This window comes from Staphylococcus saccharolyticus (assembly GCF_900458815.1).
Taxonomy (GTDB): domain Bacteria; phylum Bacillota; class Bacilli; order Staphylococcales; family Staphylococcaceae; genus Staphylococcus; species Staphylococcus saccharolyticus.
Map to the genome: position 1 here is coordinate 795,522 of NZ_UHDZ01000001.1, position 15,411 is coordinate 810,932.

Annotated in this window: 18 protein-coding genes and 1 pseudogene; all 19 read left to right on the top strand. The window is 34.2% G+C overall.

Going from position 1 to position 15,411, the window contains the following annotated elements; translation table 11 throughout:
• Positions 1-100 precede the first annotated feature (100 nt).
• The 19 genes and pseudogenes from DYE57_RS03750 (at position 101) to DYE57_RS03840 (ending at position 15,350) form a co-directional block, all read left to right on the top strand.
• Positions 101-700 (top strand): thymidine kinase, encoded by a 600-nt coding sequence (locus DYE57_RS03750; RefSeq protein ID WP_115312921.1) that lies wholly within the window; start codon positions 101-103, stop codon positions 698-700.
• Positions 700-1,776, top strand: a complete 1,077-nt coding sequence (gene prfA / locus DYE57_RS03755) for a peptide chain release factor 1 (RefSeq protein ID WP_115312922.1) — start codon at positions 700-702, stop codon at positions 1,774-1,776. Before DYE57_RS03750 ends, prfA begins: the two co-directional genes overlap by 1 nt.
• Positions 1,763-2,599: a peptide chain release factor N(5)-glutamine methyltransferase gene (prmC, locus tag DYE57_RS03760; RefSeq protein WP_115312923.1), complete on the top strand. Its 837-nt coding sequence runs from the start codon at positions 1,763-1,765 to the stop codon at positions 2,597-2,599. Before prfA ends, prmC begins: the two co-directional genes overlap by 14 nt.
• 174 nt (positions 2,600-2,773) lie before the next feature.
• Positions 2,774-3,817 carry an L-threonylcarbamoyladenylate synthase gene (locus DYE57_RS03765; protein ID WP_115312924.1) on the top strand — a complete coding sequence of 348 codons (1,044 nt, stop codon included), beginning with the start codon at positions 2,774-2,776 and terminating at the stop codon, positions 3,815-3,817.
• Positions 3,814-4,233 carry a low molecular weight protein arginine phosphatase gene (locus DYE57_RS03770; protein WP_115312925.1) on the top strand — a complete coding sequence of 140 codons (420 nt, stop codon included), beginning with the start codon at positions 3,814-3,816 and terminating at the stop codon, positions 4,231-4,233. Before DYE57_RS03765 ends, DYE57_RS03770 begins: the two co-directional genes overlap by 4 nt.
• A gap of 109 nt (positions 4,234-4,342) precedes the next feature.
• Positions 4,343-4,858, top strand: a pseudogene (locus DYE57_RS03775) (TIGR01440 family protein).
• A gap of 23 nt (positions 4,859-4,881) precedes the next feature.
• Positions 4,882-6,120 carry a serine hydroxymethyltransferase gene (gene glyA / locus DYE57_RS03780; RefSeq protein ID WP_115312926.1) on the top strand — a complete coding sequence of 413 codons (1,239 nt, stop codon included), beginning with the start codon at positions 4,882-4,884 and terminating at the stop codon, positions 6,118-6,120.
• A gap of 28 nt (positions 6,121-6,148) precedes the next feature.
• Positions 6,149-6,778, top strand: a complete 630-nt coding sequence (upp, locus tag DYE57_RS03785) for a uracil phosphoribosyltransferase (protein WP_115312927.1) — start codon at positions 6,149-6,151, stop codon at positions 6,776-6,778.
• A gap of 24 nt (positions 6,779-6,802) precedes the next feature.
• Positions 6,803-7,945, top strand: a complete 1,143-nt coding sequence (gene wecB / locus DYE57_RS03790; protein ID WP_165417917.1) for a non-hydrolyzing UDP-N-acetylglucosamine 2-epimerase — start codon at positions 6,803-6,805, stop codon at positions 7,943-7,945.
• A 157-nt stretch (positions 7,946-8,102) separates the two neighbouring features.
• Positions 8,103-8,453, top strand: coding sequence for an ATP synthase subunit I (locus tag DYE57_RS03795; RefSeq protein ID WP_115312929.1), 351 nt, complete (start codon positions 8,103-8,105; stop codon positions 8,451-8,453).
• A gap of 27 nt (positions 8,454-8,480) precedes the next feature.
• Positions 8,481-9,209, top strand: a complete 729-nt coding sequence (atpB, locus tag DYE57_RS03800) for a F0F1 ATP synthase subunit A (protein WP_115312930.1) — start codon at positions 8,481-8,483, stop codon at positions 9,207-9,209.
• Between the two features lie 43 nt (positions 9,210-9,252).
• Complete coding sequence (gene atpE, locus DYE57_RS03805) at positions 9,253-9,465, top strand: F0F1 ATP synthase subunit C (RefSeq protein WP_001048816.1); 213 nt, start codon at positions 9,253-9,255, stop codon at positions 9,463-9,465.
• Positions 9,466-9,562: 97 nt separating this feature from the next.
• Positions 9,563-10,078, top strand: a complete 516-nt coding sequence (locus DYE57_RS03810) for a F0F1 ATP synthase subunit B (RefSeq protein ID WP_115312931.1) — start codon at positions 9,563-9,565, stop codon at positions 10,076-10,078.
• Entirely contained in the window at positions 10,078-10,617 is a 540-nt protein-coding gene (locus DYE57_RS03815; protein ID WP_115312932.1) for a F0F1 ATP synthase subunit delta, read from the top strand. The genes DYE57_RS03810 and DYE57_RS03815 overlap by 1 nt, the downstream gene beginning before the upstream one ends.
• A 22-nt stretch (positions 10,618-10,639) precedes the next feature.
• A complete protein-coding gene (gene atpA / locus DYE57_RS03820; RefSeq protein WP_115312933.1) occupies positions 10,640-12,151 on the top strand; it encodes a F0F1 ATP synthase subunit alpha in 1,512 nt (503 codons plus the stop codon).
• 93 nt (positions 12,152-12,244) lie between these two features.
• Complete coding sequence (gene atpG / locus DYE57_RS03825) at positions 12,245-13,111, top strand: ATP synthase F1 subunit gamma (RefSeq protein ID WP_115312934.1); 867 nt, start codon at positions 12,245-12,247, stop codon at positions 13,109-13,111.
• Between the two features lie 21 nt (positions 13,112-13,132).
• Positions 13,133-14,545: a F0F1 ATP synthase subunit beta gene (atpD, locus tag DYE57_RS03830; RefSeq protein WP_115312935.1), complete on the top strand. Its 1,413-nt coding sequence runs from the start codon at positions 13,133-13,135 to the stop codon at positions 14,543-14,545.
• 19 nt (positions 14,546-14,564) lie between these two features.
• Entirely contained in the window at positions 14,565-14,969 is a 405-nt protein-coding gene (locus tag DYE57_RS03835; protein ID WP_115312936.1) for a F0F1 ATP synthase subunit epsilon, read from the top strand.
• Between the two features lie 147 nt (positions 14,970-15,116).
• Positions 15,117-15,350, top strand: a complete 234-nt coding sequence (locus tag DYE57_RS03840) for a DUF1146 family protein (protein WP_115312937.1) — start codon at positions 15,117-15,119, stop codon at positions 15,348-15,350.
• Positions 15,351-15,411: the final 61 nt, after the last annotated feature.

Sequence of the window (15,411 nt, forward strand, 5' to 3'; positions counted from 1 at the left end):
ACCCCTTTTAAATTACAGTAATACTTTGAAAATGTATTTAACTACATAAAAAATATGATATAATTAAGCGATTATGTTTTGAAAAAAGGTGGAACTCTCAATGTATGAAACGTACCATTCGGGTTGGATTGAAACAATTACAGGAAGCATGTTTAGTGGGAAATCTGAGGAATTAATACGACGATTAAGACGCGGTATTTATGCCAAACAAAAAGTAGTAGTTTTTAAACCAACAATTGATGATCGTTACCATAAAGAAAAGGTCGTCTCACATAATGGTAATGAGATTGAAGCAATTAATATATCAATAGCAAGAGAAATTTTTAATCAAGAATTAGATGATGTGGATGTCATCGGAATCGATGAAGTTCAATTTTTTGATAATGGAATTGTGAATATAGTTGAAACTTTAGCTGAGAAAGGGCATCGTGTTATTGTAGCAGGTCTTGATATGGATTTTAGGGGAGAACCGTTTGAACCTATGCCTAAATTATTAGCAGTTAGTGAACGTGTAACTAAGTTACAAGCGGTTTGTGCGGTATGCGGTTCCTCATCAAGTCGCACACAACGGTTAATCAATGGTAAGCCAGCTAAAATTGATGATCCTATTATTTTAGTTGGCGCTAACGAGAGCTATGAACCACGGTGTAGGGCACATCACAATGTTGCACCAAGCGAAAATGACAAGGAGGAAATGTAGTGTTTGATCAATTAGATATAGTTGAAGAACGATATGAACAATTAAACGAAATGTTAAGCGATCCTGATGTCGTTAATGATGCAGATAAATTAAGAAAGTATTCTAAGGAGCAATCGGATTTACAAAAGACGGTAGATGTTTATCGTAGTTATAAAACAAAAAAAGAAGAATTACTTGATATTGAAGATATGTTGGAAGATACGTCTGATAAAGAAGAAGTTGATATGTTAAAAGAGGAAAGCAGTGTATTAAAGGCTGAATTACCAGAAATGGAAGAAGAACTTAAAATCTTACTTATTCCTAAAGATCCAAATGATGACAAGGACGTTATTGTTGAGATTCGTGCAGCTGCAGGCGGAGATGAAGCAGCAATATTTGCTGGTGATTTAATGAGAATGTATTCTAAGTTTGCAGAGACAAATGGTTTTAAAACTGAGATTGTTGAAGCTTCAGAAAGTGATCATGGTGGTTATAAGGAAATCAGTTTCTCAGTCTCTGGTACGGGTGCCTATAGTAAATTGAAATTTGAAAATGGTGCGCATCGAGTGCAACGCGTTCCCGAAACCGAATCAGGAGGGCGTATTCATACTTCTACTGCCACAGTAGCTGTATTACCAGAAGCTGAAGATGTAGAGATTGAAATTCGTAATGAAGACTTAAAGATAGATACTTATCGTTCTAGTGGTGCAGGTGGTCAACATGTTAACACTACTGACTCAGCAGTACGTATTACCCACTTACCTACAGGTGTTATTGCGACATCATCTGAAAAATCACAAATTCAAAACCGTGAAAAAGCGATGAAAGTTTTGAAAGCACGTTTATATGATATGAAACTTCAAGAAGAACAACAAAAATATGCAACTCAAAGAAAATCTGCAGTAGGTACAGGCGACCGTTCTGAAAGAATTAGAACTTACAACTATCCTCAAAGTCGTGTAACAGATCACCGTATAGGTTTAACGTTACAAAAGTTAGGTCAAATTATGGAAGGTCATTTAGAGGAAATCGTAGATGCACTTACACTTTCAGAACAAACAGAAAAATTGAAAGAATTAAACAATGGTGAGCTATAGAGAAAAACTTGAAGAAGCTATTCAACGCACTATAGAAAAAGGTTTTGAACAAACGAGAGCTGAGTGGTTATTTTTAGACATTTTTAATTGGTCACGAACGGACTATCTTATTCATAAGCATGATGAAGTGACACAAACAGATATCTCAAAATTTAATCTAGCATTAAAAAGAATGCTTTCCGGAGAACCTATACAATATATTGTTGGTTTTCAATCATTCTACGGGTACCAATTTAAAGTCAATAACCATTGTTTGATTCCACGACTAGAAACTGAAGAAGTAATGCTACATTTTCTAAACCTTTGTAGTGACAGACAAACAGTAGCTGATATAGGTACAGGAAGTGGTGTAATTGCTATTACACTTAAATTACTTAAACCTGATTTAAACGTGTATGCCACTGATTTATATCGTGATGCACTAGAGGTAGCTGAAGAAAACGCACAATATCATCTGCAAGATATTCACTTTCTTGAAGGTAATGCTTTAAAACCACTCATTAAGAAACAAATAAAAATAGATGGCTTAATTTCTAATCCGCCATACATAGATAAAAGTGAATCAGTTTTTATGGATGATACAGTACTTAAATATGAACCTCATCAGGCACTTTTTGCTGACGACAAAGGTTATGCGATTTATATAGATATTTTAAAAAATTTACCATTAATTATGAACGATGGTGGGTTTATCGTTTTTGAAATTGGGTATCAACAAGGTGAAAAACTGAAATCTATCATTCATCATTTATATCCAAATAAGCAAGTAGAAGTAATCAAAGATATTAATGGCAACCAACGGATTGTGTCACTAAAATGGTAATAAAGTATTCAATCTTTAAAATATAGAAGACTAGCAGTAAACATTTAAATGTTTATCATAATCGAAATAAAATATATAAGTAAAAAGTAAGGGTGGGACTTTTAATTCAACAACTGGGGCTGAATAAAGTTCCACTTTTTTAAATAGATGAAAGCCATGGAAGAGGTGATTATTATGCAAACAAGAATATGGGATTTACGTGAGTATGAAGATGATTTGCATCAATATCCTCAACTAGATGAAATTAAAAGAATAATGGTTGAGGGGGGATTAGTTGCATTTCCTACTGAGACAGTTTATGGGCTCGGTGCAAATGCTAGAAATGAAGGTGCTGTTAAGCGTATTTACACTGCTAAAGGTCGTCCATCAGATAATCCTTTAATTGTTCATATTCATGATGTAAAGCAACTTGATCAATTTGTTCAATACGTCGATGAACGTGTCAAGGTTATAATGAATGAATTATGGCCAGGTCCGATTTCTTTTATATTACCTCTTAAAACTGGGTATTTATGCGATAATGTGAGTGGAGGATTGAATTCTATAGCTGTACGTATGCCAAGCCACAAAATAGGCAGAGCATTCCTACGAATTGTTAATGAACCTATTGCTGCCCCGAGTGCTAATTTAAGTGGCCGTCCATCGCCTACGACTTTTGAACATGTTTATCAGGATTTATATGAAAAAGTAGATGGAATTATAAATGGAAATCAAAGTGACGAAGGTTTAGAAAGTACCGTTTTAGATTGTACTCAATTCCCATTTCGTATTGCTCGACCAGGAGCAATTACACAAGAAATGATTGAAACAGTTTTACCAAACTCTATAGGACAATCTGATTTTAATAATAATGAGAAACCAATTGCGCCAGGTATGAAATACAAACATTACTCACCTGATACGCCTGTCACAATCATTAGAGATTTAAGTGAAAACATTACTGCTAATAAGAGTTGGGAAAATGTAGCTTTTATAGTTCCTGAAAGTAAAAAGCAATTTATCCCGAATGATGCAAAATTTATCCCATTGTGTAAAGATGTAACAGATATCAAAACTGCTAATCATAATTTATATAGCATTTTGCACGTGCTTGATCAAAACAGTGACATTCAACGAGCATTTATTTTTGGATTTAAATATAATTCTGAAACTGAAGCAATTATGAATAGAATGTTGAAAGCAGCTGGTAATAATGTCGTTGAAGGTGATGAACTATGAAAATAATATTCGTTTGTACTGGCAATACGTGTCGTAGTCCGTTAGCGGAAAGCATAGGAATGCAATTATTACCAAGTGAAAACATTACTTCTAGAGGACTATTTACTGTTAATGGTCAATCTATTTCTAAAGAGTCTTTAAAATTAATTCATCAGTTTAATTTACCCGAGCCAACTTGCACACAACAATTTAGCATTGATGATTTAGAAGCGGACCTCATTTTAACTATGACAACTTCTCATAAAGACTTACTAATGGCACAATATGGACAACACTCAAATGTTTACACGCTGAGTGAATATGTAAATGACAATGAAGAAGTTCAAGATCCATTTGGTGCTTCATCCGAAGTATATGAACAAACCTATCATCAAATTTATGAATTAATAGAAAAATTGAAGCTAAAACACACTTGAAGCAAATTATATATAAATAGTATATGTTACGCTTTAAATAAGTTATAATGATGGAGTATAGCAAGTTTGCTATGTTCCTTTTTTATTTAATACAAAGGGGTGGGTTCAAATGCGTGATTTACAAAAGTTGCTGGATGAATTGCAAAGATATGTCATTCTTCAATGAGGGCGAATTGTGTGTCATTGGTTGTTCGACATCAGAAGTTATTGGTCAAAGAATTGGGTCAGTTGGCTCAATGGAAATAGCTAAAGAGATTAAAACAAGTTGAAAATGATACAGGCGTGTCTTTCGCTTTTCAAGGTTGTGAACATATTAATAGAGCAGTTAACCATTTAAAGAGCAAATTTTAACCCATTGACTATGGAAGAAGTTACTGTTATTCCAGACGTTCATGCAGGTGGTAGTTTATCCACTTATGCTTATCAACATATGAAAGAGCCTATAGTTGTTGAGCATATTACTGTTTCAAAAGGTATAGATATAGGTCAAACCTTAATTGGAATGCATATTAAACATGTTTGTGTTCCGGTAAGAACAAGTGTTAATCAAATTGGAGAAGCTATTGTTACCATAGCGGCATCAAGACCCAAGAAAATAGGTGGCGAACGAGCTAAATATCATTAATATTAAGGAAGAAGGGGATTTATATGTCTTATATCGAAAAGCAGGATAAAGTAATTTTTGAAGCAATCCAAAAGGAGTATCAGAGACAAAATAGCAATATTGAATTAATTGCATCAGAAAACTTTGTGTCAGAGGCTGTTATGGAAGTCCAAGGTTCGGTACTAACGAATAAATACGCTGAAGGTTATCCAGGGAAACGTTACTATGGCGGTTGTGAACATGTAGATGTCACTGAAACCATTGCTATTGACAGAGCTAAAGCTTTATTTGGTGCTGAACATGTTAACGTACAACCTCACTCAGGCTCACAAGCAAATATGGCCGTGTATTTGGTGGCTATTGAAATGGGAGATACCGTGTTAGGTATGAATCTAAGTCATGGTGGGCATTTAACACATGGATCTCCAGTTAACTTTAGTGGTAAATTTTATAATTTCGTTGAGTATGGTGTTGATAAGGAAACTGAATTAATTAACTATGATGAAGTCCGTCGTCTTGCTCTTGAGCATAAACCTAAACTGATTGTGGCTGGAGCTTCTGCATATTCAAGAACAATTAATTTTAAAAAGTTCAGAGAAATTGCGGATGAAGTAGGAGCGAAGTTAATGGTTGATATGGCTCACATAGCTGGCTTAGTTGCTACCGGATTGCATCCAAATCCTGTAGAGTATGCAGATTTTGTAACAACTACAACTCATAAAACATTACGAGGACCTCGTGGTGGTATGATTTTATGTAAAGAAGAATATAAAAAAGAGATAGACAAAACTATTTTCCCTGGTATTCAAGGCGGTCCGCTTGAACATGTAATTGCAGCTAAAGCTGTGGCTTTTGGAGAAGCATTACATAGTGACTTTAAAACTTATCAACAACAAGTTGTTAAAAACGCTCAAGTTTTAGCATCAACTTTAATCAATGAAGGTTTCAGGGTTGTATCTGGTGGAACTGATAATCATTTAGTAGCTGTTGATGTTAAAAGATCAATTAATATTACTGGTAAGATTGCTGAAGAAACTTTAGATAAAGTGGGTATCACATGTAATAAAAACACAGTTCCATTCGACCAAGAAAAACCTTTTGTTACAAGTGGTATTAGATTAGGTACACCTGCAGCCACTTCACGTGGATTTGATGAATCAGCATTTGAGGAAGTAACAAAAATTATTAGTTTAGCTTTAAATAATACAGATGATGAAGCAAAACTTAATAAAGCTAAAGAAAGAGTACACGCACTCACTTCTAAATATCCGTTATACGAATAATAGAGAAATACATTGGAGGAAATTGATAATGAGTAAAGTACATGTTTTTGATCATCCGTTAATTCAACATAAATTAAGCTATATTCGAGATGCTCGTACGGGTACAAAAGAATTTAGAGAACTTGTAGATGAAGTTGGAATGTTAATGGCTTATGAGGTAACCAGAGATTTAGAATTACAAGATGTTGAAATTCAAACGCCTGTAACTAAGATGACTGCTAAACGTTTGGCAGGGAAAAAATTGGCAATTGTACCAATTTTAAGAGCAGGTTTAGGAATGACTGATGGAGTTTTAAGTCTAGTACCAGCTGCAAGAGTTGGTCACATCGGCTTATATAGAGATCCAGAAACTCTAAAAGCAGTAGAGTACTTTGCTAAAATGCCTCAAGATATAGATGAAAGACAAATTATTGTTGTTGACCCAATGTTAGCAACAGGCGCCTCAGCAATAGAAGCAATTTCTTCATTAAAAAAGCGTGGTGCTAAAAGTATTCGTTTTATGTGCTTAATTGCCGCTCCAGAAGGTGTTGAAAAGATGCAAGAAGCACATCCAGATGTAGACATTTACATCGCTGCATTAGATGATAAATTAAATGATAAAGCATATATTACACCTGGATTAGGTGATGCTGGAGATAGATTATTTGGTACTAAATAAAAGATTCGGAGATAGATATTTTTGATGAAAAAAATTATGACCATATTTGGCACAAGACCAGAAGCTATTAAAATGGCACCGCTTGTTAAAGCATTAGAACAAGATCCTGATTTAGAGCCCATTGTGGTTGTTACTGCGCAACATCGAGAAATGTTAGATTCAGTGTTAAATATATTTGGCGTTACACCACAATATGATTTGAACGTTATGAAAGTAGGACAAACATTATCTGGCATTACCTCTAAATCAATTGTTAAATTGGAAGACATTATTCAAGATGTAATGCCTAATATGGTGCTTGTTCACGGGGATACGTTAACTACATTTTCTGGAGCACTAGCTGCATTTTATAATCAGGTACCAATAGGTCATGTTGAAGCGGGTTTAAGAAGCTATGAAAAATATTCTCCGTTTCCTGAAGAAGTGAATAGACAAATGGTTGGGGTAATGGCAGACTTGCACTTTGCCCCAACATATCATGCAGCTCAAAATCTTATTAAAGAAGGTAAGCTTCCAGACCAAGTAGTGATTACAGGAAATACTGCTATTGATGCAATGAATTTTACTATTAGCAATCATTATACGTCTCAAATCATTGAAAAACATAAAGATAAAAAAGTTGTTTTACTTACTGCTCATAGAAGAGAAAATATTGGTCAACCTATGATCAACATCTTTAAAGCAGTGAAAAAAATTATTGATGATTATGAAGATTTAGTTTTAATTTATCCTGTACATATGAATCCAAAAGTGAGAGAACTAGCTCATAAATATTTAGGTAATCATCCTAGAGTAGAGCTCATAGAACCACTTGATGTTGTTGACTTCCATAACTTTGCGAAACAGTCTTATCTCATATTGACAGATTCAGGTGGTATCCAAGAAGAAGCTCCATCCTTACATAAGCCAGTTCTTGTATTGAGAGAGAGTACTGAGAGACCAGAAGGCGTAGAAGCAGGAACTTTAAAAGTCATAGGGACGAAAGAAGAAACTGTTTTTAAAGCTTTAAAACAGTTGTTAGATAATAGTTATATTTATCAAAACATGTGTAATGCAAAGAATCCATATGGGGATGGACAAGCTAGTGAAAGAATCGTAAACCATATAAAATATTATCTAGGTCTAATAAATGAAAAACCCAATCATTTTGAATTAGCAAAAGATTAATATTATTAATATTTTGTGAATATTTTGTGACGAATTCAGCTTAAAATTTAACAACACTTTGAATAGAATTGACACCGTACAATAGGCTATATTATCATTTAGATTGTATGAGTGGAACGGTTTACATGATTGGTATAAGACACTTGGAGGTAAAGAAATGAGTCGTTTCAACATCATTTTTAAACAATATATACAGTATTATCTTTGTTTGTTGATAATTCTTGGAATATTGTACTTAATTATACCCCGCCCATTTATTTTGGGTTTAATAATAGGTGCATGCGGTTCTTTAGTAAATACATATATCTTTGAAAGTTATCTAACAAGGTCGAGGAAACATGACACTACACATGTAGCCACGGGTAGTACGTGGAGATATGCTGTAGCAATTATCACTTGTTTGTTATGGTTTTTCTGCAAAGAGCACATCAATATTATTGGAGTATTAATTGGTTTAATGATTTCTTATATTGTAATCATATTGCGCCCTCTGCTACAAAGGGAGTGAAAATTTAAATAAGAAAGAGGTGAGATTATGGATCACAAATCCCCACTAGTCAGTTGGAACGTATTTGGTTTTGATATAGTCTTTAATATGGCTAGTGTTATGATGGTGCTCATTACAGCAATTTTGGTTTTTATTATAGCTATAATATGCACGCGTAATCTTAAAAAACGACCAACTGGAAAACAAAACTTCATTGAATGGATATTTGATTTTGTTAGAGGCATTATTGAAAGTAATATGGCCTGGAAAAAAGGTGGTCATTTCCACTTCTTAGCAGTGACATTAATTCTTTTCATATTTGTAGCCAACATGCTTGGTTTACCGTTCGCAATTGTCACTCGTGATCATACGCTATGGTGGAAATCACCTACAGCGGATGCAACGGTAACTCTAACGTTATCTACAACTATGATTTTGTTAACACATTATTATGGTATAAAAATGCGTGGTACTAAAGCCTATGCAGCTGGATACTTCAAACCTTTCTGGCCATTGGCTATTATTAATGTATTCGAAGAATTCACTTCTACATTAACTTTAGGTCTACGTTTATACGGTAATATCTTTGCAGGTGAATTATTACTTGGTTTACTTGCAGGTTTATTTGTTGGACACCCTGCATGGGGTTGGATTATTAGTTTACCTGGATTAATTGTTTGGCAAGCGTTCTCAATCTTTGTTGGAACAATCCAAGCATATATCTTTGTAATGCTCTCAATGGTATACATGTCACACAAAGTGGCAGATGGTCACTAACATAATTTTATAATTATATACAATCTTAGGAGGAAATTTTATTATGAATTTAATCGCAGCGGCAATCGCAATTGGTTTATCAGCATTAGGTGCAGGTATTGGTAATGGTCTTATTGTATCTAGAACAGTTGAAGGTGTAGCACGTCAACCAGAAGCACGTGGTCAATTAATGGGTATTATGTTTATTGGTGTTGGTTTAGTTGAGGCTTTACCTATCATCGGTGTTGTAATTGCGTTCATGACATTTGCTGGATAAGGCATATTTTAAGGCGAAGTCTAATGAGAGGCTATCGCCGTTCGTTTTGTTTTTTATAGCTTAGTGATTATTTTGACGAAAGGAGTGTCATGAGTCCGTGACTGCAACAGCTAATACATTCGTTCTCGGTGCAGGAGTAGAATGGGGTACTACTATAGTAACTCTAGTAACTTTCATAATTTTACTCTTGTTATTGAAAAAATTTGCTTGGGGTCCATTAAAAGAAGTAATGGACAAACGTGAACGCGATATCAATAAAGATATTGACGATGCAGAACAAGCTAAAATAAATGCTCAAAAACTTGAAGAAGAAAATAGAAAGACACTTAAAGAAACTCAAGATGAAGTTCAAAAAATCTTAGATGATGCTAAGATTCAAGCTCGTAAACAACATGAAGAAATAATTCATGAAGCTAACGAGAGAGCTAATGGCATGATTGAAACTGCTCAAAGTGAAATTAATAGTCAAAAAGAACGTGCATTATCTGATATCAACAATCAAGTTTCTGAACTATCAGTATTAATAGCATCTAAAGTTCTTAGAAAAGAAATCTCTGAGCAAGATCAAAAAACATTAGTTGAAAAGTATTTAAAAGAGGCAGGGGATAAATAATGGTAAAGGTAGCAAAGAAATATGCCAAAGCATTATTTGATGTCTCTGTGGATACTCATCAATTAGATGGTGTATATGAAGATTTAGAAACAATCAGTCATTCATCTTTTGACTTCATTAAACATCTTAAAGCAATTGATAGTAATCCATCTTTAACTGCAAATCAACGTAAAGAGTTTGTAATTAAAATTTATAATGGTGCTAATCAATATGTAATTAATACATTAAAAGTTTTAGCTGACAACCGTCATTTATCAATTGTGGAAGATGTATTTAAATCTTTTCAAAGTTTATACAATTGGCATTATAATCAAGACTTTGCCATTGTAGAATCAACATATGAATTAAGTGAAGATGAATTATTAAGAATTGAAGAACTAATTAAAAATCAAACTCAATTATTAAATGTAATTGTAAGTACTAAAATTAATCCTGGCTTAATTGGAGGATTTAGAGTGAAGGTTGGAACTACTGTGATGGACGGTAGTGTTAGAAATGACCTTGTTCAATTACAAAGAAAATTTGAAAGAGCTAACTAATATTTATAGAGGAGTGACATAGATGGCCATAAAAGCTGAAGAAATCAGTGCATTGCTTCGCTCACAGATTGAAAATTATGAGTCAGAAATGTCCGTAACTGATGTAGGTACTGTACTTCAAATTGGTGATGGTATCGCATTAATTCACGGATTAAATGACGTTATGGCTGGTGAGCTAGTAGAATTCCACAATGGCGTACTAGGTTTAGCACAAAACCTTGAAGAATCTAATGTTGGTGTGGTTATTTTAGGACCATACGATGAAATTAGTGAAGGTGATGAAGTTAAACGTACTGGTCGTATCATGGAAGTACCAGTAGGGGATGAATTAATCGGAAGAGTGGTTAATCCTCTTGGTCAACCTATCGATGGACAAGGTCCTATTAATTCAACGAAAACACGTCCAGTTGAGAAAAAGGCTACTGGTGTCATGGATCGTAAATCAGTTGATGAACCATTACAAACTGGAATTAAAGCGATTGATGCATTAGTACCAATTGGTCGTGGACAACGTGAGTTAATTATTGGTGACCGTCAAACTGGTAAAACAACAGTTGCTATTGATTCAATTTTAAATCAAAAGGACCAAGACACAATTTGTATTTATGTTGCGATTGGTCAAAAAGATTCAACAGTGCGTGCTAACGTTGAAAAATTACGACAAGCTGGCGCATTAGATTATACAATTGTTGTTTCAGCATCTGCAGCTGATCCAGCGCCATTATTATATATTGCACCATATTCTGGTGTGACAATGGGTGAAGAGTTTATGTTTAATGGTAAACATGTACTAATTGTATATGATGACTTAACAAAACAAGCAGCTGCTTATCGTGAGTTATCATTATTACTTCGTAGACCTCCAGGTCGTGAAGCATACCCTGGGGACGTTTTCTATTTACATAGTAGATTATTAGAAAGAGCTGCAAAACTTAACGATGATTTAGGTGGCGGTTCGATTACTGCGTTACCAATTATTGAAACACAGGCTGGCGATATTTCAGCATACGTACCAACCAACGTTATTTCAATTACAGATGGACAAATTTTCTTACAATCTGATTTATTCTTCTCAGGTGTAAGACCAGCGATTAACGCAGGTCAATCTGTATCGCGTGTTGGTGGCTCTGCTCAAATCAAAGCTATGAAAAAAGTAGCAGGTACACTACGTTTAGATTTGGCATCATATCGTGAGTTAGAATCATTCGCACAGTTTGGTTCTGATTTAGACGAATATACTGCTCAAAAATTAGCACGTGGTGAACGTACAGTTGAGGTTTTAAAACAAGACCAAAACAATCCATTACGTGTTGAATATCAAGTTTTAATCATCTTCGCTTTAACTAAAGGTTATCTAGATGATATTCCTGTTCAAGATATTAATCGTTTTGAGGAAGAATTAAACCACTGGGCAGATACAAATGCGACTGAATTATTAAATGAAATCAGAGAAACTGGTGCATTACCAGATGCTGATAAATTTGATTCTGCTATCACTGAATTCAAAAAAGGATTTAATAAATCAGAAGAATAAATTTGATACATTGTAACTGCAAGATAGAGGGTACATTCTAAATCTTATATTAAAAATTATAATAAGATTAATACTCCAGAAGGTGGTGAGATAATGGCCTCTCTTAAAGAGATAGATAAGCGTATAAAATCTACTAAAAATATGAATCAAATCACTAAGGCGATGAACATGGTTTCAAGTTCTAAATTACGTAGAGCTGAAAAAAATACGAAACAATTCAGACCTTATATGGAAAAAATGCAAGATGCTATTACAGCTGTAGCCGGTTCAAATAGTACTTCTAATCATCCTATGTTAAAAGCAAGAGACATCAAAGGTAGCGGTTATTTAGTTATTACTAGTGATAAAGGTTTAGCCGGTGCATATAGCACTAATGTCTTAAAACGTCTAGTTAATGACATTAAAGCAAAGCATAATGATAGTAGTGAATACAGTATAATTGTTTTGGGTCAACAAGGTGTGGATTTCTTCAAAAATAGAGGTTATGAAATTGAAAGTTCTCTAGTTGAGATTCCAGATCAACCTTCATTTAAATCAGTGCAGTCAATTGCTAAACATGCTATTGATTTATTTAGTGAAGAACATGTTGATGAATTAACAATTTATTATAGTCACTACGTAAGTGTATTAGAAAATAAACCAACAACTAAACAAGTTTTACCATTATCTCAAGAAGATTCTGGTCAAGGTCATGGTCAAATGTCGTCATATGAATTTGAGCCTGACAAGGAATCTATTTTAAGTGTTATTTTACCGCAATATGTAGAAAGCTTAATCTATGGTACAATCTTAGATGCCAAAGCTAGTGAACATGCTTCACGTATGACTGCGATGAAAAATGCTTCTGATAATGCGACTGAACTTATCGACGATTTATCATTAGAATACAATAGAGCGAGACAAGCAGCAATCACTCAACAAATTACTGAAATTGTTGGTGGTTCAGCAGCTCTTGAATAACATTAAAAGGAGGAAATCAACATGGGAATTGGCCGTGTAACTCAAGTTATGGGTCCAGTAATCGATGTTCGTTTTGAACATAATGAAGTACCTGAGATTAATAATGCATTACACATTGAAGTTCCTAAAGAAGACGACACACTTCATTTAACTTTGGAAGTTGCACTTCAATTGGGTGACGATGTCGTACGTACAATTGCAATGGACTCAACTGACGGCGTCCAAAGAGGTATGGAAGTTAAAGATACAGGGAAAGATATTAGTGTACCTGTAGGTGATGTAACTTTAGGAAGAGTATTTAATGTATTAGGAGAAACAATTGATTTAGAAGAAAAAATTGATGACTCAGTACGTCGTGACCCAATCCATAGACAAGCACCAGGTTTCGATGAGTTATCTACAAATGTAGAAATTTTAGAAACTGGGATTAAAGTTGTAGATTTATTAGCACCTTATATTAAAGGTGGTAAAATCGGATTATTCGGTGGTGCCGGTGTAGGTAAAACTGTATTAATTCAAGAATTAATTAACAACATCGCTCAGGAACACGGTGGTATTTCAGTATTCGCTGGTGTAGGTGAACGTACACGTGAAGGTAATGACCTTTACTATGAAATGAGCGATAGTGGTGTAATTAAGAAAACTGCAATGGTATTTGGTCAAATGAATGAGCCACCTGGTGCGCGTATGCGTGTTGCTTTATCAGGTTTAACTATGGCTGAGTACTTCCGTGATGAAGAGGGACAAGATGTGTTATTATTCATTGACAACATCTTCAGATTCACTCAAGCAGGTTCAGAAGTTTCAGCATTATTAGGTCGTATGCCATCAGCTGTTGGTTATCAACCTACACTTGCTACTGAAATGGGACAATTACAAGAACGTATTAGTTCTACTAATAAAGGTTCAGTAACATCTATCCAAGCTGTATTCGTTCCAGCTGATGACTATACTGACCCTGCGCCAGCAACTACGTTCGCGCACTTAGACTCAACAACTAACTTAGAACGTAAATTAACAGAAATGGGTATTTATCCAGCTGTGGATCCACTCGCTTCTACTTCAAGAGCTTTAGAACCATCAATTGTTGGTCAAGAGCATTATGATGTAGCTCGTGAGGTGCAATCTACTTTACAAAAATATAGAGAATTACAAGATATCATTGCAATTCTTGGTATGGATGAATTGTCTGATGAAGATAAACAAACTGTAGAGCGTGCACGTCGAATTCAATTCTTCTTATCACAAAACTTCCATGTTGCTGAACAGTTTACTGGTCAAAAAGGTTCGTATGTACCTGTTAAAACAACTGTTGCAGACTTCAGAGATATTTTAGATGGTAAATATGATCATATTCCTGAAGATGCTTTCCGTTTAGTAGGTAGTATGCAAGATGTAATTGAAAAAGCAAAAGATATGGGTGTTGAAGTCTAATAATTAGGAGGTATGGATAATGAATACACTTAACCTAAATATTGTCACTCCTAATGGTTCTGTCTATGAACGTGAAGACGTACAGCTAGCTGTATTACAAACTACAGCTGGTGAAATGGGTATCATGAGCGGACACATTCCAACAGTTGCTGCACTGAAAACAGGTCATGTTAAAATAAATTATCATAATGGCAATGAATATGTAGCAGTTAGTGATGGATTTGTTGAAGCAAGACAACATCAATTATCAATTATTGTCCAAACAGCAGAAACTGCTAGAGAAATCGATGTTGAGCGAGCTAAATTAGCGAAGTCGAGAGCAGAATCACATTTAGAAGATGATGATGTTAACATTGACATAAATAGAGCTAAAAGAGCACTTGAACGAGCAAATAATCGTTTACGTGTGGCAAAATTAAAATAACTATTAAAAGGTTTGATGGTGTTTATTAACGCTATCGAACCTTTTTTATTTTAAAAAATTACTTATTCATGAATAAATTTTTGTAAGTATCTTTATAGCGTTATTTCATGTACAATGTTATACAGTAATCTTAAAAAGGAGTTAAATATGGATTATCTTGGTCAATTTGCAATTGTTCATTTAATCTTACATGTAATATGTATATGTATAGTTTATTTGGCTTTAAATTCAGTTAGGTTAGATCAATTTTTTAAAAAAGGATACGCCTTACAAGTACAAATATGTATGATATTTCTAGCAATTTTATTAGGAACTTCAGTAAGCAATTTTATTGTTGATTTATTACAATATTCAACTCAAGTAAAATATATATTTAAATAATTTAAAAACTGTTATTTAACTCAAAAACTGGATATAATGACGTAATGAATATTAACTTATA